At 32.3% G+C, this 24,734-nt stretch carries 23 protein-coding genes and 1 tRNA gene; 21 read left to right on the forward strand and 3 right to left on the reverse strand.

Annotated features, from left to right (window positions below; all coding sequences use genetic code 11):
• The first annotated feature begins 49 nt into the window (after positions 1 to 49).
• From porM to VP395_RS14430, 3 genes are all read left to right on the forward strand, one after another.
• On the forward strand, positions 50 to 1,609 hold the full coding sequence (gene porM / locus VP395_RS14420; protein ID WP_346242729.1) for a type IX secretion system motor protein PorM/GldM: 1,560 nt from the start codon (positions 50 to 52) through the stop codon (positions 1,607 to 1,609).
• Between the two features lie 149 nt (positions 1,610 to 1,758).
• The gene (porN, locus tag VP395_RS14425) at positions 1,759 to 2,649 is read left to right on the forward strand and encodes a type IX secretion system ring subunit PorN/GldN (RefSeq protein WP_346242730.1); all 891 of its coding nucleotides are present in this window, start codon (positions 1,759 to 1,761) and stop codon (positions 2,647 to 2,649) included.
• 122 nt (positions 2,650 to 2,771) lie between these two features.
• Positions 2,772 to 3,812, forward strand: coding sequence for an NAD(P)/FAD-dependent oxidoreductase (locus VP395_RS14430; protein ID WP_346242806.1), 1,041 nt, complete (start codon positions 2,772 to 2,774; stop codon positions 3,810 to 3,812).
• 148 nt (positions 3,813 to 3,960) lie between these two features.
• Here VP395_RS14430 and VP395_RS14435 read toward each other — a convergent pair whose 3' ends face one another.
• The gene (locus VP395_RS14435; protein WP_346242731.1) at positions 3,961 to 4,353 is read right to left on the reverse strand and encodes a DUF983 domain-containing protein; all 393 of its coding nucleotides are present in this window, start codon (positions 4,351 to 4,353) and stop codon (positions 3,961 to 3,963) included.
• Positions 4,354 to 4,439: 86 nt separating this feature from the next.
• On the opposite strand from VP395_RS14435, the gene VP395_RS14440 reads away from it, so the two are divergent.
• The 7 genes from VP395_RS14440 (at position 4,440) to VP395_RS14470 (ending at position 13,488) form a co-directional block, all read left to right on the forward strand.
• On the forward strand, positions 4,440 to 6,350 hold the full coding sequence (locus VP395_RS14440; protein WP_346242732.1) for an ABC-F family ATP-binding cassette domain-containing protein: 1,911 nt from the start codon (positions 4,440 to 4,442) through the stop codon (positions 6,348 to 6,350).
• Positions 6,351 to 6,424: 74 nt separating this feature from the next.
• Positions 6,425 to 7,546, forward strand: a complete 1,122-nt coding sequence (locus tag VP395_RS14445; RefSeq protein ID WP_346242733.1) for an efflux RND transporter periplasmic adaptor subunit — start codon at positions 6,425 to 6,427, stop codon at positions 7,544 to 7,546.
• A 3-nt stretch (positions 7,547 to 7,549) separates the two neighbouring features.
• Positions 7,550 to 10,747, forward strand: coding sequence for an efflux RND transporter permease subunit (locus VP395_RS14450; protein ID WP_346242734.1), 3,198 nt, complete (start codon positions 7,550 to 7,552; stop codon positions 10,745 to 10,747).
• Positions 10,737 to 12,053, forward strand: coding sequence for a TolC family protein (locus VP395_RS14455; RefSeq protein ID WP_346242735.1), 1,317 nt, complete (start codon positions 10,737 to 10,739; stop codon positions 12,051 to 12,053). The genes VP395_RS14450 and VP395_RS14455 overlap by 11 nt, the downstream gene beginning before the upstream one ends.
• A gap of 158 nt (positions 12,054 to 12,211) precedes the next feature.
• Positions 12,212 to 13,036 carry a Two component regulator three Y domain protein gene (locus VP395_RS14460; RefSeq protein ID WP_346242736.1) on the forward strand — a complete coding sequence of 275 codons (825 nt, stop codon included), beginning with the start codon at positions 12,212 to 12,214 and terminating at the stop codon, positions 13,034 to 13,036.
• A 74-nt stretch (positions 13,037 to 13,110) separates the two neighbouring features.
• Entirely contained in the window at positions 13,111 to 13,293 is a 183-nt protein-coding gene (locus VP395_RS14465) for a CPXCG motif-containing cysteine-rich protein (protein ID WP_346242737.1), read from the forward strand.
• Positions 13,294 to 13,415: 122 nt separating this feature from the next.
• Positions 13,416 to 13,488 (forward strand) — tRNA-Met (locus VP395_RS14470).
• Between the two features lie 997 nt (positions 13,489 to 14,485).
• Here the strand turns inward: VP395_RS14470 and VP395_RS14475 are convergent.
• Both VP395_RS14475 and VP395_RS14480 read right to left on the reverse strand, forming a co-directional pair.
• A complete protein-coding gene (locus tag VP395_RS14475; RefSeq protein WP_346242738.1) occupies positions 14,486 to 14,839 on the reverse strand; it encodes a hypothetical protein in 354 nt (117 codons plus the stop codon).
• Positions 14,840 to 14,857: 18 nt separating this feature from the next.
• Positions 14,858 to 15,739, reverse strand: a complete 882-nt coding sequence (locus VP395_RS14480; protein ID WP_346242739.1) for a hypothetical protein — start codon at positions 15,737 to 15,739, stop codon at positions 14,858 to 14,860.
• A 111-nt stretch (positions 15,740 to 15,850) separates the two neighbouring features.
• Here VP395_RS14480 and VP395_RS14485 point away from each other — a divergent pair, with 111 nt between their 5' ends.
• From VP395_RS14485 to VP395_RS14535, 11 genes are all read left to right on the forward strand, one after another.
• A complete protein-coding gene (locus VP395_RS14485; protein WP_346242740.1) occupies positions 15,851 to 16,066 on the forward strand; it encodes a helix-turn-helix domain-containing protein in 216 nt (71 codons plus the stop codon).
• A 667-nt stretch (positions 16,067 to 16,733) separates the two neighbouring features.
• On the forward strand, positions 16,734 to 17,558 hold the full coding sequence (locus tag VP395_RS14490; RefSeq protein WP_346242741.1) for a GNAT family N-acetyltransferase: 825 nt from the start codon (positions 16,734 to 16,736) through the stop codon (positions 17,556 to 17,558).
• Positions 17,559 to 17,625: 67 nt separating this feature from the next.
• Positions 17,626 to 18,126: a GNAT family N-acetyltransferase gene (locus VP395_RS14495; RefSeq protein WP_346242807.1), complete on the forward strand. Its 501-nt coding sequence runs from the start codon at positions 17,626 to 17,628 to the stop codon at positions 18,124 to 18,126.
• Between the two features lie 56 nt (positions 18,127 to 18,182).
• Positions 18,183 to 18,893, forward strand: coding sequence for a DJ-1/PfpI family protein (locus VP395_RS14500; RefSeq protein ID WP_346242742.1), 711 nt, complete (start codon positions 18,183 to 18,185; stop codon positions 18,891 to 18,893).
• Positions 18,894 to 18,954: 61 nt separating this feature from the next.
• The gene (locus VP395_RS14505) at positions 18,955 to 19,422 is read left to right on the forward strand and encodes a DoxX family protein (RefSeq protein ID WP_346242743.1); all 468 of its coding nucleotides are present in this window, start codon (positions 18,955 to 18,957) and stop codon (positions 19,420 to 19,422) included.
• Positions 19,423 to 19,427: 5 nt separating this feature from the next.
• Entirely contained in the window at positions 19,428 to 20,123 is a 696-nt protein-coding gene (locus VP395_RS14510) for a cyclase family protein (protein ID WP_346242744.1), read from the forward strand.
• A gap of 151 nt (positions 20,124 to 20,274) precedes the next feature.
• Positions 20,275 to 20,793 (forward strand): helix-turn-helix domain-containing protein, encoded by a 519-nt coding sequence (locus VP395_RS14515; protein ID WP_346242745.1) that lies wholly within the window; start codon positions 20,275 to 20,277, stop codon positions 20,791 to 20,793.
• Positions 20,794 to 20,877: 84 nt separating this feature from the next.
• The gene (locus VP395_RS14520) at positions 20,878 to 23,295 is read left to right on the forward strand and encodes a heavy metal translocating P-type ATPase (protein WP_346242746.1); all 2,418 of its coding nucleotides are present in this window, start codon (positions 20,878 to 20,880) and stop codon (positions 23,293 to 23,295) included.
• Between the two features lie 98 nt (positions 23,296 to 23,393).
• On the forward strand, positions 23,394 to 23,972 hold the full coding sequence (locus tag VP395_RS14525; protein ID WP_346242747.1) for a YceI family protein: 579 nt from the start codon (positions 23,394 to 23,396) through the stop codon (positions 23,970 to 23,972).
• A gap of 37 nt (positions 23,973 to 24,009) precedes the next feature.
• Positions 24,010 to 24,273: a heavy-metal-associated domain-containing protein gene (locus VP395_RS14530; RefSeq protein ID WP_346242749.1), complete on the forward strand. Its 264-nt coding sequence runs from the start codon at positions 24,010 to 24,012 to the stop codon at positions 24,271 to 24,273.
• A 10-nt stretch (positions 24,274 to 24,283) separates the two neighbouring features.
• The gene (locus VP395_RS14535; RefSeq protein WP_346242750.1) at positions 24,284 to 24,730 is read left to right on the forward strand and encodes a DUF3347 domain-containing protein; all 447 of its coding nucleotides are present in this window, start codon (positions 24,284 to 24,286) and stop codon (positions 24,728 to 24,730) included.
• Positions 24,731 to 24,734 lie beyond the last annotated feature (4 nt).

Genomic DNA, 24,734 nt, shown 5'->3' on the forward strand with positions numbered 1-24,734 from the left:
TTAGGAGTTAATCCCAAATTTTAATAATTAACCAAAAACCTAATTAGACATGGCAGGAGGAAATTTATCACCCAGACAGAAAATGATTAATCTGATGTATTTAATATTTATAGCAATGCTAGCATTAAATATGTCTAAGGAAGTGCTTTCAGCATTCGGATTAATGAACGAAAAGCTTACCGAGTCTAATCAAGCTACAAGTGAAAGAAATAATGCTTTCATGGCTAGTTTAGAACAAAAAGCTGAAGACCAACCCGAAAAGTATGTGTCTTTAAAATCTAAAGCAGCAAAAATTGATGTTTTGGCAACAAAGTTTGATTCTTACTTAGAAGAATTAAAAGGAAAAATGGTAGCTAATATTGATGATCCTACCGATTACGAAGTTATGGATAAGGGCGATTACCTTGACCAAAACTTCTTTAAAGGTGAAAAATTAAAACCAGAAGGTGAAGAGTTTTTATCTCAAATGGCAGCTTTTAGAGACGGTGTTGCAAAAATTTTAGGCAATGAAAAAGGTATGCAAAATGTTGTTAAAGATGTAAAAGAAAAATTTAGCACAGATAAAGTTACCAATAGAGATGGTATTAAGCAAGAATGGTTAAGTTATCATTACAAAGGATTTCCTTTAGTGGCATCATTAACTAAAATGACACAACTTCAAGCAGATATCAAAACGACTGAATCGGAAGTGCTATCAACCATGTTACAAGGTACGCTTGCTAGCGAGGTGTCTATGACAAACTATACAACCTTAATGGAAACTTCAAAATCAGCTTACTTTAATGGGGAGCAGTTTGATGGTCAAATTGTATTAGGGCGTAAAGATGCTTCTACAAAACCTAGTAGAGTAGAATTAACATTGGATGGTAGAAAGCTTGATGCAAGCCAATATTCGATTGAAGATGGTAAGGTGAAATTGAAAATAGGTACTGGTGGTGTAGGTGAGCACAAAATAGAAGGTAACTTATATTTTGCTCAAGATGGTTCAGAATTAGCTGTTCCAGTAAAATCTTCATTCGCAACCGTAGCTAAACCAAATGCAGCAACTATTTCAGCCGATAAAATGAACGTGGTTTACCGTGGCGTACAAAACCCAATGACGATCTCTTTTGCTGGTATTGCAGATAACAATGTAAATGCTTCTGCACAAGGTTTAAGTAAAGTGAGCGGTAGCAAGTACGTAATGGATGCTACAAGAATTCAAGGTAGAGAAGTTACAATTAATGTTACTGGTAAAATTGACGGGCAAACTGTTGGTGATAAAGCAACATTCAGAATTAAGGATTTACCAAAACCAACAGGAACTATAAGAGGTGAAGATGGTGCTATACAAATGCAACGTAACGCTCTTGAAATTTCAACCGTAGGAGCTAAGTTTGATGATTTCGATTTCGAATTACCATTAAACGTAACTGGGTTTAAATTTAAAGTACCTGGTCAACCAACCATTGATGTAAATGGAAATAAGCTAGATAGTAGAGCTAAATCAGCATTACTTAAAGCTAAAAGAGGAACAGATGTTCAAATATTCGATATTGAAGCTAAAGCTAGTGGTGTTAGCGTGATACTTAAAAAAGTGTCTCCAATCATTATAGAGCTTACAAATTAATATCTTTATAATAGGCATTTTGTTAATTCTCTAGTGATTAAAAATGTATAATAAGATAAAACATCCTTATTGAAATAGACTAAAGGTTAGTTGGAAAAAGAAATAAGGATGTCACATGTTACCATTGAAATAACAATAAAGATAAGCACATGAATTTAAAAAGTTTTTTATTAACCGTAACAGCTGTTTTTACAGTGTCAAGCGTATTTGCTCAAGCCAATATACTAAACGCTAAAAGTCCTCAAGAAATTGGGGTTAGAACAGCTGCTCAAAAGGCCATAGATAATGATAAACCATTAGAATATGGTTATGTAGACGACAGGGATATTCTTTTTTCTAAGATGGTTTGGGAAAAAGTTATTTTAGACGAACGTGCTAACTTTCCACTGTATTATCCAATAGATACTAATAATATTGGTAGTGACAGACGTTGTTTATATGATGTGCTTATGAAGAACATTAAAAATGGTAAAATTAAAAACATTTATGATGATTCTTATTTTAAAACAAAGCGTACTTTAAAAGATATTGAAGCAGCATTAGTAAAAGTTGATACTACCGAATTGGGTGTTGAACAACTAAATGCAGGTGAAGAATTATCAGCAGAGTATATTAATAGAAGAGATATTACTGCTGCAGATATAACAGAATATCATATTAAAGGGCTTTGGTATTTCGATAAGCGTCAAGCTGAAATGAAATACAGATTGTTAGGAATTGCTCCAGTAGCTCCAGACGTTAACTTTATAGATTCTGAAAATCCAGATTTAGTAGAATTATTTTGGGTGTTTTTCCCTGATGCTAGAGGGGTGTTACACGAAGCTAAATCGTTTAATAATAAAAACAGTTCAATGCCATTTTCATTCGATCATGTGTTGAATGCAAGACGTTTTCAAGCTTATATTTACAAAGAAGAAAATGTACAAGGCGATAGAGCTGTTACAGAATACATATCAGATAATGCTTTAATGCAATTACTTGAGTCTGAAAGAATTAAAGAGAAAATTAGAGATTTTGAATTAGATATGTGGACATATTAATTGGAATCATCTTATAATAAATAAAAAAGCCCGCTTTTAAAGTGGGCTTTTTTTATAAACAATATGTCAGGTTGAGCGCAGTCGAAACCTATAAAACCTACAAATCTTACTATCTTCGCAACATGAAGGAAGTAGATTATATAGTAGTAGGAAGTGGGTTAGCAGGCATTAGTTTTTGTGAGCAATTGAGGGCCAACAATAAAACGTTTGTGGTTTTTGATAATGCATCGCAACAATCATCAACTGTTGCCGGAGGTTTGTATAATCCTGTAGTTTTAAAGCGCTTTACGCCTGTTTGGAAATGTAAAGAGCAACTTGATTTAGCATTACCTATGTATGCTAATTTAGAAGTAAAATTGGGTTTGGAGTTAGATTGTAAAATTCCAGTATATCGAAAATTTGCATCTCTAGAAGAACAAAATGATTGGTTTATGGCTTCTGATAAGCCGATACTTTCTGAATACCTTTCTTCAAAAATAATTAAAAACTACAACCCGTTCATTGACGCTGCTTTTGGGTATGGTGAAGTGTTAGAAACCGGTCGTATAGATGTGAAAACATTAATAGAAGCTTATAAAAAATACTTATTGCGTCATGGTTTATTTGTTGAATCTGTTTTTAACTATAATGATTTAAAGATGGAAGCAGATACTGTTCAATATGAAAGCATAAAAGCAAAACATATTGTGTTTGCTGAAGGTTTTGGTGTAAAACAAAATCCGTTTTTTAAAGACTTACCATTGGTGCCAGCAAAAGGCGAATTATTAACCATACATGCTCCCGATTTAAAAATGGACTATGTTTTAAAGGCAGGGGTGTTTTTAATTCCGTTGGGAGGCGATTTGTATATTGTTGGCGCCACTTACGAATGGAAAGATTTAAGTGCAGAAGTTACAGATGTAGCTAAAGAAGAACTTGAAACTAAGCTTAAAAAACTAATTACTTGTGAATTCGAAGTAGTGAATCAAGTAGCGGGAATACGCCCAACGGTAAAAGATAGACGTCCGTTGGTTGGTCAGCATACTAAGTATAAAAACATGTTTGTTTTAAACGGTTTGGGCACGCGTGGGGTTATGATTGGGCCTTATGTAGGGCAACAGCTTTATAATTTTATTGAAAACGGTAGGCCTTTGGAAAAGGAAATTGATATTGCTCGATTTTAGTTTTAATATAGCATATCGTATTAACTGTGCCAGGGAGCGAGTGCTTGTAACGGGTACCCGACCCCTTGTGGTAACATATAAGTAGGTTGTGTTTTTGATTAACGATTTATGAATACTTATTATAATCGCTTTTTAATTTTGTTAATTGTTAATTGGATTTTTTCTTAGCTAGTGTTTTATCGTAGTGCATAAAAAAGTTGATCCAAATATTTCTGGATAGCCTTAAAATTATTGGCATAAAAATAATAAGAGTTGCAATTATGGAGATAAATACAACATTAATGTTCGCTTTAAAAACAAAGAATGAAATTACAAAAGCGGCAGTAGCAAAAGCAATGCCTACTGGGTAACTAACATACATAGAACCGTAAAAAAACGAAGGTTCAATTTTATATTTCGTCCCACAATTACTACATGTTTCGTGCATGCTTAACGCTTCGGAAAGGATGTACGGATTCTTGTTTTTGAACATGGATTCTTCATGACATTTTGGACAAGTTCCTGTTAAAATACTATATAATTTTGAGCCTTTTTTAAACATATAATTTAATGTACTTTTGCATCTGCAATTACAGAACAAAAATACGGTTTTAATAATTTAAATTCTGTAGCAAAAGTTACATTTCTATGATGAACATTCACAATTTATCGATTTCATTTCAAGGCGAATACTTGTTTGAAGATATTACATTTAAACTGGTTAATGGCGATAGGGTTGGGCTTATTGGTAAAAATGGTGCAGGAAAATCAACCATGCTTAAAATTTTATCGAAAGAAATGGAGCCAGATACTGGGCAAATTGCTGCAGATAAAGAGCTTAAAATTGGCTTTTTAAAACAGGATATTGATTTTGTTTTAGGGAGAACTGTACTTGAAGAAGCTTACGAAGCGTTTACAGAAATTAAACAATTAGAAGCTAAAATGGATGCCGTTAATACCCAAATGGCAGAACGTACCGATTATGAAAGTGAAGGTTACCACCAATTAATGGTTGATATTAATGAGCTTCAACATCAATACGAAATTTTAGGAGGTTATAATTACCAAGGAGATACAGAGAAGATTCTTCAAGGCTTAGGTTTTAAACGTGAGGATTTTGGAAAACTAACCGATACTTTTTCTGGTGGATGGCGCATGCGTATTGAACTTGCAAAATTATTACTTCAAAATAATGATATATTACTATTGGATGAGCCTACAAACCATTTGGATATTGAATCTATTATATGGTTAGAAGGTTTTTTGAAAAACTATGCAGGGGCCGTTGCCATTGTATCGCATGATAAAATGTTTTTAGATAACGTAACCAATAGAACTATTGAAATTTCTTTGGGTAGAATTTACGATTATCCAAAGCCATATTCAAAGTATTTGGTATTGCGCGAAGAATTGAGAACGCAACAATTAGCTTCTCAAAAAAATCAGCAAAAACAAATAGAACAAACCGAAAAGCTTATCGAAAAGTTTCGAGCCAAAGCATCAAAAGCCACTATGGCACAATCACTTATTAAAAAACTGGATAAGATTGATAGAATTGAGGTAGATGAAGATGACAACAGCGTCATGACGCTTAATTTCCCAGTGTCCATAACTCCAGGAAAAGTGGTTGTAGAAATTGAGAAAATTTCTAAAAGCTACAGCAACAACCAAGTGTTGAAAAACGTGAGTTTGTTGATAGAACGCGATAGTAAAACGGCTTTTGTTGGGCAAAACGGACAAGGTAAATCTACCTTGGCCAAAATTATGGTGGGCGATATAAAGTACGATGGACATTTAAAATTAGGGCATAACGTTCAAATTGGTTATTTCGCTCAAAATCAAGCAGAGTATTTAGATGGCAACAAAACGGTTTTAGACACCATGATTGATGCTGCTAATGAAACCAACAGAAGCAAAGTTCGTGATATTTTAGGCTCGTTTTTATTTAGAGGTGATGAAGCTGAAAAATACGTGCGTGTACTTTCTGGAGGCGAACGTAACCGTTTGGCGTTGGCAAAATTAATGCTGCAACCATTTAATGTATTGATCATGGATGAGCCTACAAATCACTTAGATATCAAATCTAAAAATGTGTTGAAGGATGCATTGAAAAAGTTTGGAGGTACGCTGATTTTAGTATCTCATGATCGTGATTTCCTTCAAGGTTTAACCAACAAAGTTTATGAGTTTAAAGACCATAAACTAAAAGAATACTTAGGTGATATAGATTACTATTTAGAACAACGCAATGTTGAAAGCTTACGTGAAGTTGAGAAACGAACTGTAGTTAAAGAAACGCCTAAGGAAAAGAAACAACAATCTTACGACGACCAAAAGAAGCTAAAATCTTTAAACAATAGATTAAGCAACGTGGAGGCTGAAATTAATAGGTTAGAGCGCGATATTAAAAAGATTGATTTAGAACTTGAAACCAATTATGAAATGGTGACTTCTAAACCCAATTTCTTTGATAAGTATCAAAAGCTAAAGCTCGATTTACAAAATTCCATGGATAAATGGGAAGATATTCAATTAGAGATTGAAGCCCACGATTCTTAAGTTTTAAGGTTTTTTTAACTTTTCAACACTACTTATTAGGTAAATTTACGCACTACACCAACAATGTTAAGTAAATGCGTAAAATTATACTTTCTGTACTTGGAGTGCTATTAATTATAGCCTCCATTTTTCTTGCAAAATTTCTAATAGCTAGTAAAGATAAACCCAAACCTGTTCAAGAAAAGGTGGTGAAAACAGTATTTGTTGATACTGTTAAAAATGGGGGAGTTCAGGTTAAAATACCTGCAAATGGCAGTTTGGTAGCAAAGCGTCGTGTTGAGATTTATTCTGAAGTTCAAGGGATTTTTAAATCAGGCAGTATATTGTTTAAACCGGGGCAGAAATATAGTGCTGGCCAATCTTTAATCCGGATAGATGCTTCTGAACATTATGCCAATGTACAATCTTCAAAAAGCAATTTATATAATTCCATTGCGGCCATTATGCCCGATTTAAGACTTGATTTTCCAGAAGTTTATCAAAAATGGCAAAATTATCTTAATGCATTCGATTTAAATAAAACCGCTCTTAAATTACCTGAAATGTCTTCAGAAAAGGAAAACTATTTTATTACAGGGCGCGGTATTGTTTCAAATTATTACAATTTGAAAAATTTAGAACAACGCTTATCAAAATATATAATAACCGCCCCTTTTTCTGGTATTTTAACCGAAGCTTTAGTAACCGAAGGCACCTTAATTAGAAATGGTCAAAAACTTGGTGAATTTATCGACCCTTCTGAATATGAAATGGAAGTGAACGTAAGTAAATCGTATGCGAATTTATTAAAAGTTGGTGAAACTGTAGAGTTGAGTAATTTAAATAAGACGGAAAGCTATCAAGGTATAATTTCGAGGGTAAATGGAAGTGTTGATCAAACCACACAAACTATTACAGCCTATATTGATGTTAAAAACCCAGACTTAAAAGAAGGCATTTATTTAGAAGCAAATATTGATGGGGACACTGTTCAAGATGCTATTGAGGTTGATAGGAATTTATTATTGGATGACCAACAAGTTTTTGTAATTAAAGATGGATTATTAGATACTATGCCTGTAACGCCTGTTTATTTTTCTGAAACCAAAGTCGTTTTACAGGGGTTGCCCAATGGAACAATTTTGCTTAAAAAACCAGTTCCGGGAGCTTATGCGGGCATGTTAGTAAAATCTTTTGAAGCCGAAGCAAACTTGTAACTAATGAGAAAATTAATAGCCTATTTTATAAGATATCATGTTGCTGTAAATATTTTTATCATCGCTTTTTTTGCTTTTGGTATTATTGGTTTATTATCATTGAAGTCGTCATTTTTTCCACTAACAGATTCTAAAATAATAAACATAAGTATTGCCTATCCTGGAGCTTCACCTCAAGAAATTGAAGAGGGCATAGTGCTTCAAATAGAAGATAATTTAAAAGGATTAAAAGGGGTTGATAGAGTTACTTCGGTGTCCAGGGAAAACAGTGGTACTATTACTGTTGAAATTCAAAAAGGAGAAAATATTGATTTTATGCTTTTGGAGGTTAAGAATGCCGTTGATAGAGTGCCTTCTTTCCCTACTGGCATGGAACCCTTAATTGTTGCAAAGCGAGAAGAGGTTAGAGAAACAATTTCTTTTGCTGTAAGCGGAAAAGATATTCCGCTTGCCACATTAAAGCAAATTGCAAGACAAATTGAAAACGATTTGCGGACCATTGATGGTATTTCGCAGGTAGAAACCTCAGGTTATCCCAAGGAAGAAATTGAAATAGCCGTAAATGAAATTGATTTACTTACCTATAATTTAACGTTTAATGATGTGGCTCAGGCCGTAAGTCAATCGAATATATTAGTAACGGGTGGAAATATTAAAACAGATGCTGAAGAATATTTAATACGGGCAAATAACCGGAATTATTATGGTGACGAACTTTCAAATATTGTTGTGAAGGCTTCAAATGATGGAAAAACAATCAGGTTAAAAGATGTTGCCATCATTCGAGACCGCTTTGAGGAAACACCCAATGCCAGTTATTTTAACCAGCAACTTTCGGTTAACATCTCCATTACAAGCACCAATAATGAAGACTTGGTGTCTTCGGCAGATAAAGTAAAACAGTATATTGAAGACTATAATGAAAAATATAATAATGTTCATTTGGATGTTGTTAGGGATTTGTCAATTACATTAAATCAGCGTACAGAATTATTGACTGAAAATGCCATTATAGGAATGCTTTTGGTATTGCTGTTTTTGTCACTGTTTTTAAATACACGTGTTGCTTTTTGGGTGGCGTTTGGATTGCCTATTTCGTTTTTAGGCATGTTTATTTTTGCAGGACAATTTGATGTGACCATAAATGTATTATCTCTTTTCGGAATGATTATCGTTATAGGTATTTTAGTTGATGATGGGATTGTTATTGGTGAAAATATTTACCAGCACTACGAAAAAGGAAAAACACCTATTCAAGCTGCTATTGATGGTACAATGGAAGTAATTCCACCAGTAGTATCAGCAATTGTCACAACCCTTTTGGCATTTTCACTATTCTTATTTTTAGATAGTAGAATTGGTGAGTTTTTTGGAGAAGTAGCAATCATTGTTATTTTAACTTTAGCGATATCGTTAATTGAAGCATTAATTATACTTCCGGCTCATTTAGCACATTCAAAAGCGCTTAGAAAGCCTGTAGTAGAAGAAAATCCTTCAAAAATAAAGCAGTTTTTCGCTAAAATGAGAGAGATAAACAGGGTGGGAGATAAGATTATGAGCTTTTTAAGAGATAAAGTTTATAGCCCTACAATTTCATTTGCATTAAAATTTAAATTTCTTGCTCTTGGCATTTTTGTAGCACTTCTTATACTAACATTTGGCTCTGTTGGTGGCGGTATTATTGGCGTCACTTTATTTCCTTCTATAGCAAGTGATGCCGTTTCAATTGAGTTAAATATGCCTAACGGTACCAATGTTAAGGTGACGGATTCCATTATTTCAATGATCGAAGAAAAAGCATTTATTGTAAATAAAGAGTTTACCGAAGAATATTTAAAAGAAACGGATAAAGAACTTTTTGAGAATACTATTTTAACTTTAAGCAGTTCGTCGAGTGCAAGGCTTCAAATTAATTTATTGCCAGGAGAAGAGCGGCCGGATGTTATAAGCTCTAACTTAGTCGCTAATCGATTAAGAGAATTGGTAGGGCCAGTTATTGGTACAGAACGCTTAATATTTGGTTCAGGTGGAAATTTTGGTGGAAATCCAGTTTCAGTTTCCTTATTAAGTAATAATATTTCAGAGCTAAAAGCAGCAAAGAAAGAACTTAAAGAAGTATTGGAAAGCAATTCCCTGTTAAAAGATGTAGCCGATAACGACCCAGCAGGAATAAAGGAGATCCGTTTAGAATTAAAGGAGAATGCTTATTTGTTGGGGTTAGATTTACGATCGGTTATGAATCAAATACGTGCAGGGTTTTTTGGTGTACAAGCACAACGCTTTCAAAGAGGGCAAGACGAAATTAGAGTTTGGGTTCGATACGATAGAAGCAATAGAGAGTCTATTAATGATTTGGATGATATGCGTATTGTAACACCTTCTGGTGAACGGGTTACATTAAGGGATATAGCGGTTTATTCTATAGAAAGAGGCGATGTCGCTATTAATCACTTAGAAGGGCGACGAGAAATTCAAGTTTCGGCAGATTTGAAGAATCCAAGTAATAGTGCTACCGATATTTTAGATGATATTAAAGCAACTATTCTTCCACAAATTCAATCAAAATATCCAACCATTTCAGCTTCTTTTGAAGGTCAAAATCGCGAAGCTGTTAAATTATCAAAATCATTAAAAAACGCAGGAATACCCATCTTGTTATTAATTTATATAACCATTGCATTTACGTTTAGAAGTTACAGTCAGCCTTTTTTGTTAATAATATTAGTGCCTTTTAGTTTAACGGCAGTTGCTTGGGGGCATTGGTTATTAGGATTCCCAGTTAATATTTTATCCTTATTAGGTATTATTGCCTTAGTGGGAATTATGGTAAACGATGGCTTGGTATTAATAGGTAAGTTTAATTCCAATTTAAAGGAAGGGATGACCTTTGATAATGCGCTTATGGATGCAGGTAAATCGCGTTTTAGAGCCATCTTCCTAACATCGCTAACTACTATTGCTGGTTTAGCACCTTTATTATTGGAAAAAAGCCGTCAAGCACAATTTTTAAAACCAATGGCAATTTCTATTTCTTTTGGTATTGCTTATGCCACTATTTTAACCTTACTGCTTTTGCCTTTATTTTTGTCATTTAGTAATGATATTAAGAAAAACGCAAAATGGCTAAGTACCGGTAATAAAGTAACTAAAGAAGAAGTTGAGCGCGCCATTAAAGAACAAAAGGAAGAGCATGAAGTGTAGAAGTTTTATATTAATAATGTTGTTTGTTGTTTCCAATGTATGGACGCAACAAAAAACAATAACACCAAATGAAGCAGTCTCTTTGGCTTTAGAAAATAACTACGGCATTAAACTAGCAAACAATCAATTAGAAATTGCGAAAAATAATGTTGGTATTTTAAATTCAGGTTATTTGCCAACTTTAACCGGGAATGCGGGGACAACATTTAGCATTGATAATACAGAAGCTGAGTTCTCTAACGGAAATACAACGGTTTTAAATGGTGCAGAAAGCTCGCGATATAATGCATCTATAAACCTAAACTATATATTGTTTGATGGGTTGGGAAGAAGCTATGATTATAAGCAACTTAAGCAGCTTTATCAATTAACTGAATTGGAAGCGAGAGAAACCATTGAAAATACTATATATCAATTGTTCACTGTTTATTATAATGTAGCAGAATTGTCAGAAAACGCTTTAGCTTTAGATCAGTCTTTAGCGATTTCAAAAGATCGATTAATGCGTGCGCAATACCAGTTCGATTATGGGCAAAGTACCAAATTAGGAGTGCTTAATGCAGAAGTTGATATTAATAATGATAGTATTAACGTTATTAATACAAAACAGCAGTTAATAAATGTAAAACGTGATTTGAATGTAGTTTTGGGTAATACTTTAACTGCAGATTTTAGTGTAGATACTCAAGTTGGTTTTGATGTTTTGTTTGATAAAGAAGCGCTTTTTCAAAAAGCAAAGACAAGAAACACGGCATTATTGCAAATTGATAAAAATATAGCTATTAGTGGTTTTGATATAAAATCAGGAAAATCGGCATACCTTCCCACCGTGGGTTTATCAGGAACTTATGGCTGGAATAAAAACAACAACAATGCCGCTTCGTTTGTTGCGGTTTCAACCAGTACAGGTGTTTCAGGTGGGTTGAATTTGTCTTGGAATTTATTTGATGGCGGTAGTACTATTACTAGGGTGAAGAATGCTAAAATCAATTTAGAAAATCAGCAGTTACAAAAAGAACAATTATTGATTTCGCTAGAGCGAGATTTTAATAATGCATGGGACGATTACCAGAATAAATTAAATATATTCAAGATTCAAGAGGCTAACATTATAACTTCTCAAAACAATTTTAATCGTACTGAAGAAAAGTTTAAAATAGGACAGGTAAATTCCATTGAATTTAGACAAGCTCAATTAAATCTTCTAAATGCAGAATTGAGTAGAAATAGGGCAAAATATGATGCAAAATTAGCTGAGTTACAATTGCTTCAATTAAGTGGGGAATTGTTAAATGTATCGTTTTAAAAGTTCAATTTTATGTAAAATAAATTGAAAATAGTTTTGTGAAATGCCGTTCATCGATTTGTATTTGTTAAAAAAATACGTATTTCATCGAATAAAATAGTTTTTAGTCGGCTTGTGTAGTACATTCGTATCAGAATTAATCCCAAATTTATTCAACCATGAAGACTTTAAAACTTATAGTTCTTTCTTTTTTTATAACTGCATACTCATTTGCAGATGTTTCTTTAAATGAAAAGGATGCTTTAATGGCACTTTATAATGCTACTAATGGTAGCGAATGGAATTCCACATGGAATTTAAATGCTTCTGTTGATTCTTGGTATGGCGTAAAAGTTGAAAATGGTAAAGTTGTTGAAATCAATTTACAGTTTAATAACCTTCAAGGTGATTTGCCACAAGAATTAGGAAACCTAATTTACTTAAAAAAGATTAATTTAGGTTTTAATAAATTAACGGGTACACTTCCGTCTTCAATAAAGAATTTAAAAGAACTGGCTTCTTTAGAATTATTTATGAACCAATTTGAAGGCAACATTCCATCTGAATTAGGTGAATTAAAAAAGTTGGAGTCATTAAAATTGTACAGCAACAAGTTTGAAGGTAATATTCCGCAAGCTTTACTGGGTTTAACAAACTTAAAAGAGCTTTTGTTAGGCAGTAATTTTTTAACAGGAACCATTCCTAATGGTATTTATGCCTTGTCTAAACTTCAAAAGTTAAGTTTGATGGATAACAAATTAGAAGGGGAAATACCTGTAGAAATAGCACAATTAACCCAATTGGAAGAGTTGATATTATCTACTAACCAACTTTCAGGTAATTTGCCATTAGAGTTTATGAATTTAAAGAATTTAAATACTATCATGGTTAGTGATAATAATTTGAATCAAGAATACACAAGTTTTTCCGGTAATAATTTGCCGAGCCTTATGCAAATGGAAATGCAAAACTCTACTGCGATATTGGATATTGAAAAAGATTAAATATATTTCTTAGTTTGAAAAACAAAAACAGCCAACTTTTAAGTTGGCTGTTTTTGTTTTAATTTTATAGAGTTATGTTAGAACACTATTTTACTTGTCCGTATTGTTGGGAATCTATTTCTATGATGTTAGATAATTCGGTTTCTAAGCAAGTATATATAGAAGATTGTGAGGTTTGTTGTAATCCAATACAGCTTTCGGTACAATTTAGTGCTTTCGAATTAATAGATTTTCAAGCAGATAGCATAGAGCAATGATATTTTTTAATTTTATTCTTGCAGGAATTAAAAAGGGTTGTATATTTGCAATCCGAAACAATTTGGTCGGCATTATGAACCGAAAGTTAAAAGCTAAGTAAATTGTTTTTAGGTGTTAATATCGCGGGATAGAGCAGTAGGTAGCTCGTCGGGCTCATAACCCGAAGGTCACTGGTTCGAGTCCAGTTCCCGCTACTAGGAATAACAAGGGTTTCAAGAGATTGAGACCCTTTTTTTTATTTCATATAGTACAGAATAAGTACAGAATAACGCGATTCCCAATTACGTATTTTATTTATTTTCATTTGATATCTTTTGATATTAAAAGAAATGAAGTTTTTAGATAGTAATAGTTTTAAAAACCTAGAGATCTACAAAATTGAACATTTCTCAGTATAGTCGCAGTATTTAGTTGATTTTACATATGGGTGTTTTTTTAAAAACTAAAGGATCATTCAGATATTGATTACAAAAGATTTTTGACGGCAAATATTGATTACATGAAAAAAACAAACCCAGATAAAGTTAAGCACCTAAACAAAAATACAATAAGGTTAAGTTATTACTGGAATATATATGGTTGGTATATATTATTGATAATTACTCCTCCAATTTTACTGTTGATAATGTCTGCTCAAGTAGTTGCTTGCGTATAGTGATTTATAACTTTTTCAAACGCCCCACTTCCAGCACATATTTTTTCTTTCACTCAGCAAAAAAGCTTCATTCTAAAAAAAATAAAAGCTTACAGTTCTCCGCAATATTAGTTATGGCATTTTAGACATGCTATTTATAAAACCTAAAAGGCCATAACCAATATTTTTAGCCAACCCGCAATTTAGAATTTTTATTGAAATTTAGAAATGGCACCCTATTTATTCCAAAGAGCTTGTTACTTTTCCAAAGAAAGTTATAAAATTTGTTTCTCAACAGATTGCATAATCAGGCTCATACTTCGCTCTTTTTATAAATCTTTATGAGCTCCAAATTTTAAGTTGTAGTAGTTTGGAAAAGGTAACAGCGAGGGCGCTATGGGAAGTAAATGATATGGAAAGGATGCTATTATGCCTTTTCATGGTGTTCCTTTTTCTTTTTCATTGTTATTTTTGCTTAAGATTAAAAAAGAAAAGAAAAACGCTCAAGATATAATAAGTAAATGATTTTATAGTTTAATAATTAATTATGACCTATTTTAAACCTTTTTGTTTTGTTTGACGTTTTGTTGTTCAGATAGAAGCTGTTCTATCCTGTGCAGACAAAACATTTGATCATGAGGTAATAGGTCTATGATTATTTCTAACACTTTACTTACACTTGATATTTGCGTTTTGTTTTCATGTTTAGGCGATACAAAACCACCATTCCCATCTAATGCGTAATAGCAAACTTCTAAAAGTGCTGAAATGGAACTTGTGATATCTTCATTATCCGCTACTTCAAAATTTATGGTTTTACTAATCCTGTTTCCATAGGTTTCTTTTTGTACGCCAGAAAATTGACCCATCAACTTTTTTATTGCTTTTAATTTCTTTTTTTTATCTTTCATGAGCTTCAAATTATAGTGTTAATCTGTTTTATAGGTATGGTAATGGATTTTTTTAAGTTCTTCCATTTGTTTATTTCCGATGTCCATAGCCTTTTCGAAAAATTGTTCACATCGATTATAGGCTTTGTCAGAATCTCTATCTGAGAATTCATTGTTTGTCTTAAAGCGTATGATATTTTGGACATTACATAGGATATAATGCATGCGATGCAGTCCATAAGTCTCTTTTGGAAACATAGTTTGAGGCAAGTTGGTAAAATGGCTACAAAGATCCAACATATAAGACAATGAGTAATGCTGTGGCTTAAACTCCCAAAACGCATATAGCAATCCTAAGCATATTTGCTCCATGGCATAGTGCATGGTCATCAATCTGGAAGTGACATCCTCTGTGGGCTCAATACTATCCAAAATTGACAGCAGATAAGATGCACGTTTCATTCTAACCTCCCAAATTTTTTGAATGCCTTCATAGACCTTTGGATGGATCAATAATTGATATTTTTTGAATCTTAAAAGGGTATCATCAGCTCTATAAATACAAGGCGTTTGGAAGATGGTCTTTAATAAAAAATTATTGCCATAATCCAATTGTTTGGTCGCATTTGATAAAGTGTAATATATGGCACAAACTTTACAACGTTCCTGCATTTGGTTGTATATACCATCCATAAATTCACCCAATCCCTTGGACATAGGTTTGTAGCCTATAATCAATAAGGTATAGATGATGGTTTTTTGTTTATGGATACATGCTGGAGATAAAAAAACAGATCTATTATTTTTCTCCTTATTTACACCTATAACATATACAGAATGTAATGGTAGTAATGTTTTCAATATTTCTATAAGTTCCGATTCTAAATAGAATTTTGGTGATTTTTTTACATTTTGTAACATAATTTTATTTTTTAATTACGTCATATCATTATATGACAAATATAGTAAAAATTATTATTTGTCAACTTAAAATATGACAAAAATGTGGTATAATAAGTTGACATTTGTAATATGAATAAGGATCTATTGAGTAAAAAGATTGGTAATAGAATTGTCGAATTAAGAACTAGAAAAGGCTTAAATCAGTCAGATTTAGCGCGACTTTGTGCTAAGGATAGGCAGGCTATTGAAAAAATTGAGAATGGTAAAGTCAATTCAACTATATTTTCCTTATATGAAGTATCTGTAGCTTTGGAAATTGATTTACATGAGCTTTTAAATTTTTAATACAATACTTTCTTTTTAAAATTAAGATCTAGCGTTTAATCTTTACACTATTTTTAAAATCATATAATTAACGCTCAAAACAATTCATTTGAGAGCAATTCACGTTTTTATTTTTTCAATTTAATGGATATATTTATAGATGTCGGTCAAAGAGTCAGTTGCTATTTTTTGACATGCTGTAATGTTTTATAAGTTCTCCATTATTTATAATAATATAGGGTTTCTTATATGGATAGGGCGGACATAGTGAGCCACCTACAGCGGGTAAAAGTAAGCATAGCAAAAATTATTGCAAATTCTTCTATATCTTAGGCTGAAATGAGTTTTGAAGTGGATTAAAAAATTCCGTTTTCAGTGGTTTACTTTAACCGTTTTTTACAGTCTGGACGCAGAAGTATACAGTTATTTCCCATAAGAATATTTTTTGATGTTGAAATAAATTGGACGTCGTAAAAGAATAAATTTTATAATATTAAGTCGGATGCAGTAATTTATTTGAATATGAATAGATCAATACTTGTATTTTTCAAAATTATATAACATATAATTGAAATAATGCAAATCTTAAAAGTATACTAGCTCTGATCTTTGAAAATTATATTTTAATTGATTAACAGTTTAAAGTAGATGCAATAAATATTGTCAATAAAGAAGAAATAAATAATCTATGGAAATCAATAATTTAAGTAAAACACCAATGGAAGTCATTGTCAATTGCTTTTTGGAATCATTTAAAAATTACTATGTCGAATTCCCAAAAGATAAAGACTACTTTAAACAACGATGGGAAATGTCTAATCTTAATTACTCCCTTTCGTATGGAATGTTTGATAATAATGAACTAGTAGGCTTTATTTTACATGGTATAGAAAATAGACATAATCACTTAACGGCCTTTAATTTAGGAACCGGTGTTGTTCCTGGATACAGAGGAAAAAAAATAACAAAAGCAATTTACGAATTTGCTATTCCAGATCTAATGTTTAGCGGAGTTACAAAATGTCAGTTAGAAGTTATTAAAGAAAATAGTTTTGCGATAAGAGCTTATACTAGTATTGGCTTCGATATTACAAAAGGTTACAAATGTTTTGCAGGGGAAATCATCAAAAAAGATGATTATTTATATGAAGTAAAAGAAGTCAATATCCAAGATTTCAACTTTGACCTTACTTCAAACCAAAAATTATATTCGTGGGAAAACCAAATAGAATCTGTTAGACGAGGAAATTTTAATGCTTTTCAAGTCATGAATGGCAGTCAAGTTGAATCTTTTTTTATTATCAATCGAGAAAATGGCTATATCCCCCAGTTGGAAGTAATTATTGATACAGATGAATCCTGGAATCGTTTATTTTCAGCAATAAGGAGTATTTCTAAAACAATCAAAATTAATAATGTTGATGAACAATTAGTGAGCAAAATCTATTATCTAGAAAAATTTGGTCTTAAAAATACTATTGATCAATATGAGATGGAATTTTTTTTGGGTTAACTAGTTATTATAGGCTTTTTAAAAGGTGTCTGATTTAGATAAGTTTAAAATACAAGCATAATTGGAAATGATCATAGAGGTTAGAAAAGCAAGAGAAGAGGAGGTCAATTGGATTAATTCAAAGTATAAAGAAATCAATTTTATTGAGTCTAATTTTGAAAATGAGTTGATAGTAATTGCCGAATGTGATAATATCATCTGTGGTTTGGGCAGACTAATTAGTATTGATAATAATAATCTAGAGCTAGGCGGTATCTATGTCTTTGATGAATTTCGAGGGCTAAATATTTCGCAAGAAATAATTACATTTCTTTTAGAAAAAAACACCCTTAATCAAAACAACATTTGGTGTTTGCCTTTTTCACACTTAAAGAAAAATTATGAGCGCTATGGATTTAAAGAGTATAAGCAGGAAACTGTAACTATTCCAATGGAAATTCTTGCAAAACATCAATGGTGTGAAGTAAATTATAATAATGATGTACTCTTACTTCATAAATACAAAAATGAATATGACACAAATATTAGGCCTAAGTCAAGAATAGTATTTAAGGATATAGGCGTTTAATCTATAAATATATATTACTCAATTGAGTACTTATGAACTTCTAAAATAGCATTAAAATGGAAATAATTATTTATATATATAATGGGATGACAATGCTAGATGCTATAGGTCCATATGAAATTTTGAGGCATATAGAAGGCGCAAATATCAAATTTGTTTCAAAGCAAAAAGGAGAAATTATGGCAGATAGTCATTTTGTTCACTTAAATTCAAAATATGGAATTGATGAAATATCAAAAGCCGATATACTCTTAATACCTGGTTCTACAATTGCATTTTTGAGGGAAATGAAAGATGATAAGGTCTTGAATTGGATAATTAAAATAAATAAATCTACCCAAAAAACGGTAACCGTTTGCACAGGATCCATTATTTTGGCAGCAACAGGATTATTGAAAGGAAAAAAAACAACTTCACATTGGAAATCCATTAACTTACTTGCTGAATTTGGGGCAATACCCACAAGAGATAGGGTAATTGAAGAAGGAAAGTATATTACAGCTGCAGGTGTATCAGCAGGAATAGATATGGCCATCTATTTAGTGGATAAGATGAAGGGTGAAAAGGCTGCTAAAGCGGCCCAATTATTAATAGAGTATGACCCAAAACCAATGTATAATTCTGGAAATTATCTTACTGCAAATAAAGAGATAATTAAAATGTCAGAGAAACTATTGGAAAGGGATGCAAAAAAGGATTTATCACTGTGGGACTTATTAATTAACACTAGAAGGTTATTGAAATTGAAGAATAACGAATGTAATTAACAATGTAAATGATGCTAATTTAAAATTTTAACATCAAAATATTATTATAAATTGTAAGCAAATGGCACCTCTTGTAATACTAGTAGTTTGTTTCGTTTTCGCACTAATATTAAACAAATCACTCTTAAAAGAGCGATTTAGTTTATCTTTTATTGGAAGGGTCTCATTAGCAGTTATGCTTATATTTACAGGAATAGCTCACTTCATTAAAACTGATTTAATGATAGAAATGATACCAAACATTGTTCCATTCAAAATGGGATTTGTATATCTAACAGGTTGCCTTGAAATCGCAGCTTCAATCGGGTTATTAATTCAGAAACTTTCAAAGTTCACAAGTGTCATGCTAATGCTATTCTTTATTGCAATATTACCAGCAAACATAATAGGAAGCATAAAAGAAGTGGAATTAGGTGGAATGCAGCATGGTGTTTATTATCTTTATTTTAGAATTCCCATGCAGCTATTATTTATCACATGGGCATACTATTTTGGAATTATAAAAAATAAAATGCCAGAAAAGCAGTAATAAATATGACACAAATAATAGACTTAAGCCAAGAAATATATTCAGGAATGCCTGTATATAAAGGTCTACCCGAAGTTAAAATGACTGTGCACGCCACTCATGAAGAATGGGATAATTTAATTGATTATAACACTGTCACACCAAGCGTATATAAATTAGAACTAGGAGAACATACAGGTACTCATGTAGATGCTTTAAACCACATGTCAATTGAAAATAAAGGGCAATCTATAGATACCATGCCACTTACTATGTTTTATACAGAAGGTATTTGTTTAGATTTTTCTAATAAAGAGCTAAAAGCGTTAATTACAACTTCAGATATTAAAGAAGCTTGTTTAGTAGCCAATTTGGAAATTAAAAAAGGAGATACAGTCTTATTATATACTGACCATTACAGGAAGTATTATGGAACCAATAATTGGGGTAATGGACCAGGGTTAACTGCAGAAGCTACTCGTTGGTTAGGAAATATTGGAATAGCTGCTTTTGGAGTCGAAACCATGTCACCAGGTGTTCCTAATGTTTCAAACAAGGAAGTTCACAAAATATGTGGAGAATTAGGATTTACCCATTACGAAAACATGATTAATCTTCATCTTTTAATTAACAACGGACGTTTTAGATTTATTGCTTTGCCCTTGAAAATTAGAGGAGGAACAGGCTCTCCTGTAAGAGCTGTTGCTATTTTTGAAAACTGATTACTTTCAATTAAAATACATAAAAATTCATTACTTTAGTTATAGTGAATCATTAAATGAATAACAAAGCGAATTCAAATTTAACACTAACTATTGTAATAATTTAAGTGTGAATCTCTATATAAAAAACATGGTTTGTAACCGATGTATCATGGTTGTTAAATCCGTATTCGAAAAATTGGATTTAAAGACCGAATATGTGAATTTGGGTGAAGTTAAATTACTTGATGATATTTCAACGGAGGAGAAACAGCTTATCGCTACAGAATTGGAACAATATGGGTTTAGCATTATTGACGATAAGAAAAGCAAAATCATTGAAAAAATTAAAACTTTAATAGTTGAACTCGTACATCAACAAGATAATGACATTAAAACTAACCTGTCAACTTATCTAACTAACCATTTAAATCATGATTATAACTATATAACCAATCTGTTTTCAGAAGTTGAAGGAACAACTATAGAAAAATACTTTATAGCTCAAAAAATAGAAAGGGTTAAAGAACTACTGGTATACGGTGAGTTAACATTAAATGAAATTTCATATCTGCTTAATTATTCCACTGTTAGCCATTTAAGTAATCAATTCAAAAAAATTACGGGATTAACCCCAAGACATTTTAAAGATATTAAATCTAATAAGCGTAAACCGTTAGATGAGGTGTAATCTTATAAGTTTTTCCCAAAAAAATGCAATAAAATTTTAAGCTAAAGAACCCAATTTTGTATTGTAATTTAAAATACAAATATTATGGCAACTATAGCAACAAAAACAATGTACATTCCTTTAGAAGGAGTTGAAAGCGAACATTGTGCCCTAATTGTAGATAATGGGTTAAAACAAGTAAAGAATCTTCAATTTCATAAAGTAGAAGTAAATAATCACAGAGCAGTAATAGAATCTTCTAAAATTAGTACTGCCATACCTGATGCCGTAAAAACAATACGTGATTTAGGTTATGAGGTTACAACCATTAAAAGTACATTTCCTGTTTTAGAAATGACTTGTGCTGCATGTGCGGTTAGTGTGGAAAGCATTATAAAGTATTTAGATGGTGTTGTAAATGCCTCTGTCAATTTTGCTACTGCGACCGTAACTGTTGAATATCTTCCTGACACAATTACTCCAGAAGATTTAAAAACAGCCGTTCAATCCATTGGTTATGATTTATTAACTGAAACCAATGAAAATGTGACCCAAACATTGGAAGAATTGCATGAAAAGAAGTTCAACCAATTAAAATGGAGAACAATAAAAGCGGTACTATTTTCTATACCAGTAGTAACCATAGGGATGTTCTATATGGATATGCCTTATGCCAATTATATCATGTGGATATTATCAACACCAGTTATTTTATTGTTTGGAAAAGACTTTTACATTAATGCTTATAAGCAAGCTAAACACCGATCCACCAACATGGATACGTTGGTTGCCTTAAGTACTGGGGTCGCTTATGTTTTTAGTGTATTCAATACCTTGTTTGCTGACTTCTGGCATGTAAGAGGTATGCATGCTCATGTCTATTTTGAAACGGCAGCAGTGGTAATAGCCTTTATATTATTAGGTAAGCTTTTGGAAGAAAAAGCAAAAGGAAACACCTCCACGGCAATCAAAAAACTAATGGGATTACAACCAAAATCGGTGACAGTCGTTGATGCAGATGGAAATCATATAGATACGCCAATTGATAAAGTGAATGCAAACGATGTGATATTAGTAAAACCCGGTGAAAAAATAGCGGTTGATGGGACTTTGATTAAAGGACATTCTTATGTAGATGAAAGTATGTTGAGTGGCGAACCTGTTCCTGTTTTAAAGAATGAAGATGATAAAGTATTTGCAGGAACCATCAATCAAAAAGGAAGTTTTCAATTTAAAGCTGAAAAAGTTGGTGCTGAAACCATGTTAGCACAAATCATTAAAATGGTTCAAGATGCACAAGGAAGTAAAGCCCCTGTTCAAAAATTGGTCGATAAAATTGCAGGTATTTTTGTTCCCATAGTCATAGGTATTGCTATTATAGCTTTTGTCTCTTGGTTGACGTTTGGTGGTGATAATGGATTTACCCAAGGTTTAATTGCCCTAGTAACGGTGTTGGTTATTGCATGCCCTTGTGCACTTGGATTGGCGACTCCTACAGCCATTATGGTAGGTGTTGGTAAAGGTGCTGAAAAAGGCATTTTAATAAAAGACGCCGAAAGTTTAGAGCTAACCAAAAATGTAAATGCCATTATTTTAGATAAAACGGGTACCATTACAGAAGGAAAACCTGTTGTTACAAATATGCATTGGCTTGATAATAATGATAACACAAGACAAGTGCTCTATAGCATCGAAAAACAATCGGAGCATCCGTTGGCAGAAGCGGTGATCCAACACCTAGATAATGCGTCCTCTATTGCTATTTCAAATTTTGAAAGTATTACAGGTAGAGGTGCGAAAGCAAGCGCCAATGATGTTACTTACTATGTTGGAAATCAAAAGCTTCTTAACGAACAATCGATTCAAATTTCTGATCAATTATTAGAAATGGCCAACCAATGGAGTGACGAAGCTAAAACCGTAATTTGGTTTGCAAATTCAAAAGAAGCATTGGCAGTATTGGCAATAGCCGATAAAATTAAAGACACCTCGTTGGAAGCAATTAAACAATTAAAGCATCTTGGTATTGAAGTTTATATGCTCACTGGTGATAATGAATCCACCGCAAAAGCGATAGCAGCTCAAACTGGTATTGCCCATTTTAAAGCCGAAGTGATGCCTGAACAAAAAGCAGCCTTTGTAAAGTCATTACAAAGCGAAGGAAAGATAGTGGCGATGGTTGGCGATGGCATTAATGATAGTGCTGCCTTGGCACAAGCAAATGTTAGTATCGCCATGGGCAAAGGCAGTGATATTGCTATGGATGTGGCAAAAATGACTATCATTTCATCCGACTTGAATAAAATACCAATGGCAATAAAGCTGTCAAAACAAACGGTTAAAGCGATACGCCAAAACCTATTTTGGGCCTTTATTTATAACATTATAGGCATTCCAATAGCGGCGGGAATCCTTTATCCAATAAATGGGTTTTTATTAAACCCAATGATTGCAGGTGCAGCAATGGCCTTTAGTAGTGTAAGTGTTGTTGGTAACAGTTTACTGTTAAAACTGAAAAAATAAAACTGTAAATATTACAAAATTAACCCATAATAATACAATAATTAATGGGTTGATAATTAGGAATTTTACATTATAAATAATATTAAAAACATAAAAAAATGAAAAACACAATGAAAAATTTGACAATAATTGCAGTAGTAGTTTTGACTACATTTTCTTTTAAACCTATTGAAAAAGTGAAAAAAGAAATTAAAGTAGCAAGTAGTAAAATAGTTTGGAAAGGTTATAAAGTAACGGGTTCTCACGAAGGAACCATTGCTATTAAGTCTGCCTTTCTAACTTTTGAAGATGAAAAATTATCTGGTGGCGAATTTGTAATAGACATGACAACTATTAGCACCACAGATTTACAGGGAGAATATAAAGGAAAGCTAGACGGACACTTAAAATCGGATGACTTTTTTGGTGTTGACACCCATCCAACAGCTGTTTTAATTTTTAAAGATGTTCATGCTACAGGTAAAAATTCTTATACTGTAACGGGTGATTTAACCATTAAAGGAAAAACAAACCCTATTACTTTTACTATTTCTATTTATGGCAGCAAGGCAACTGCGGCTTTAAAAGTTGACAGATTAAAATACGATGTACGTTATGCATCTAAAAGCTTTTTTGATGGTTTAAAAGATAAGGTCATCTATGATGAGTTTGATTTAGTAGCAGACTTAGAATTCTAATTAACATTTGATTAATAACAATTAAAAACATAAAAAAATGAAAACTTTAAAAATTCAAATTCCGAACATGCAAAGTTCACATTGCCAGATGCGCGTGAACAATGCCTTGAGCACAATTTCTGATGCTTCGTCAATCACTACGAAACCTGGAGAAGCTAGTTTAACGCTTCCAATCGAAACTTCTGTTTTGGATGTAATAACCATTATAGAAAAGGCTGGATATTATGTTACTGATATTTCTGAAGATGACATGAACTTATTTCATCATACAGAAACAGAAAATAAACATGCACATTGTTAAAACATAAAGTATGAAAACAATAGTAATCGTTTTAGTCATGACTTTAGCTAAAGTATTTATAACGCCACAAAACAATGTGCCAGTTATATTAGATCATTACATCAAATTGAAAGATGCATTGGTAAAAAGTGATAGCAAACAAGTGAGTTTAAAGGCTATTGAATTATCAAAATCACTGGATAACGATAGTAATATAAAGGATTTGAAGCCTTTATCTGAAGCCTTGGAAAAGATTGTAAAAGCGAATGATATTGAAAAGCAACGTGAAGCCTTTTCAAAAGTGTCAACCATACTATGGGACTTAGTTAAGCCAGATGCTCAAATAAATGGCACTATTTATTATCAATATTGTCCTATGAAAAAAGCCTATTGGTTAAGTTTTAATAAAGAGATTAAAAACCCATATTACGGATCAAAGATGTTAAGCTGTGGAAGCGAATCCGAACCTAAAAATTAATACC

It is taken from the genome of Mariniflexile soesokkakense (assembly GCF_039650365.1).
In the GTDB taxonomy this organism is placed as follows: Bacteria; Bacteroidota; Bacteroidia; order Flavobacteriales; family Flavobacteriaceae; genus Mariniflexile; species Mariniflexile soesokkakense.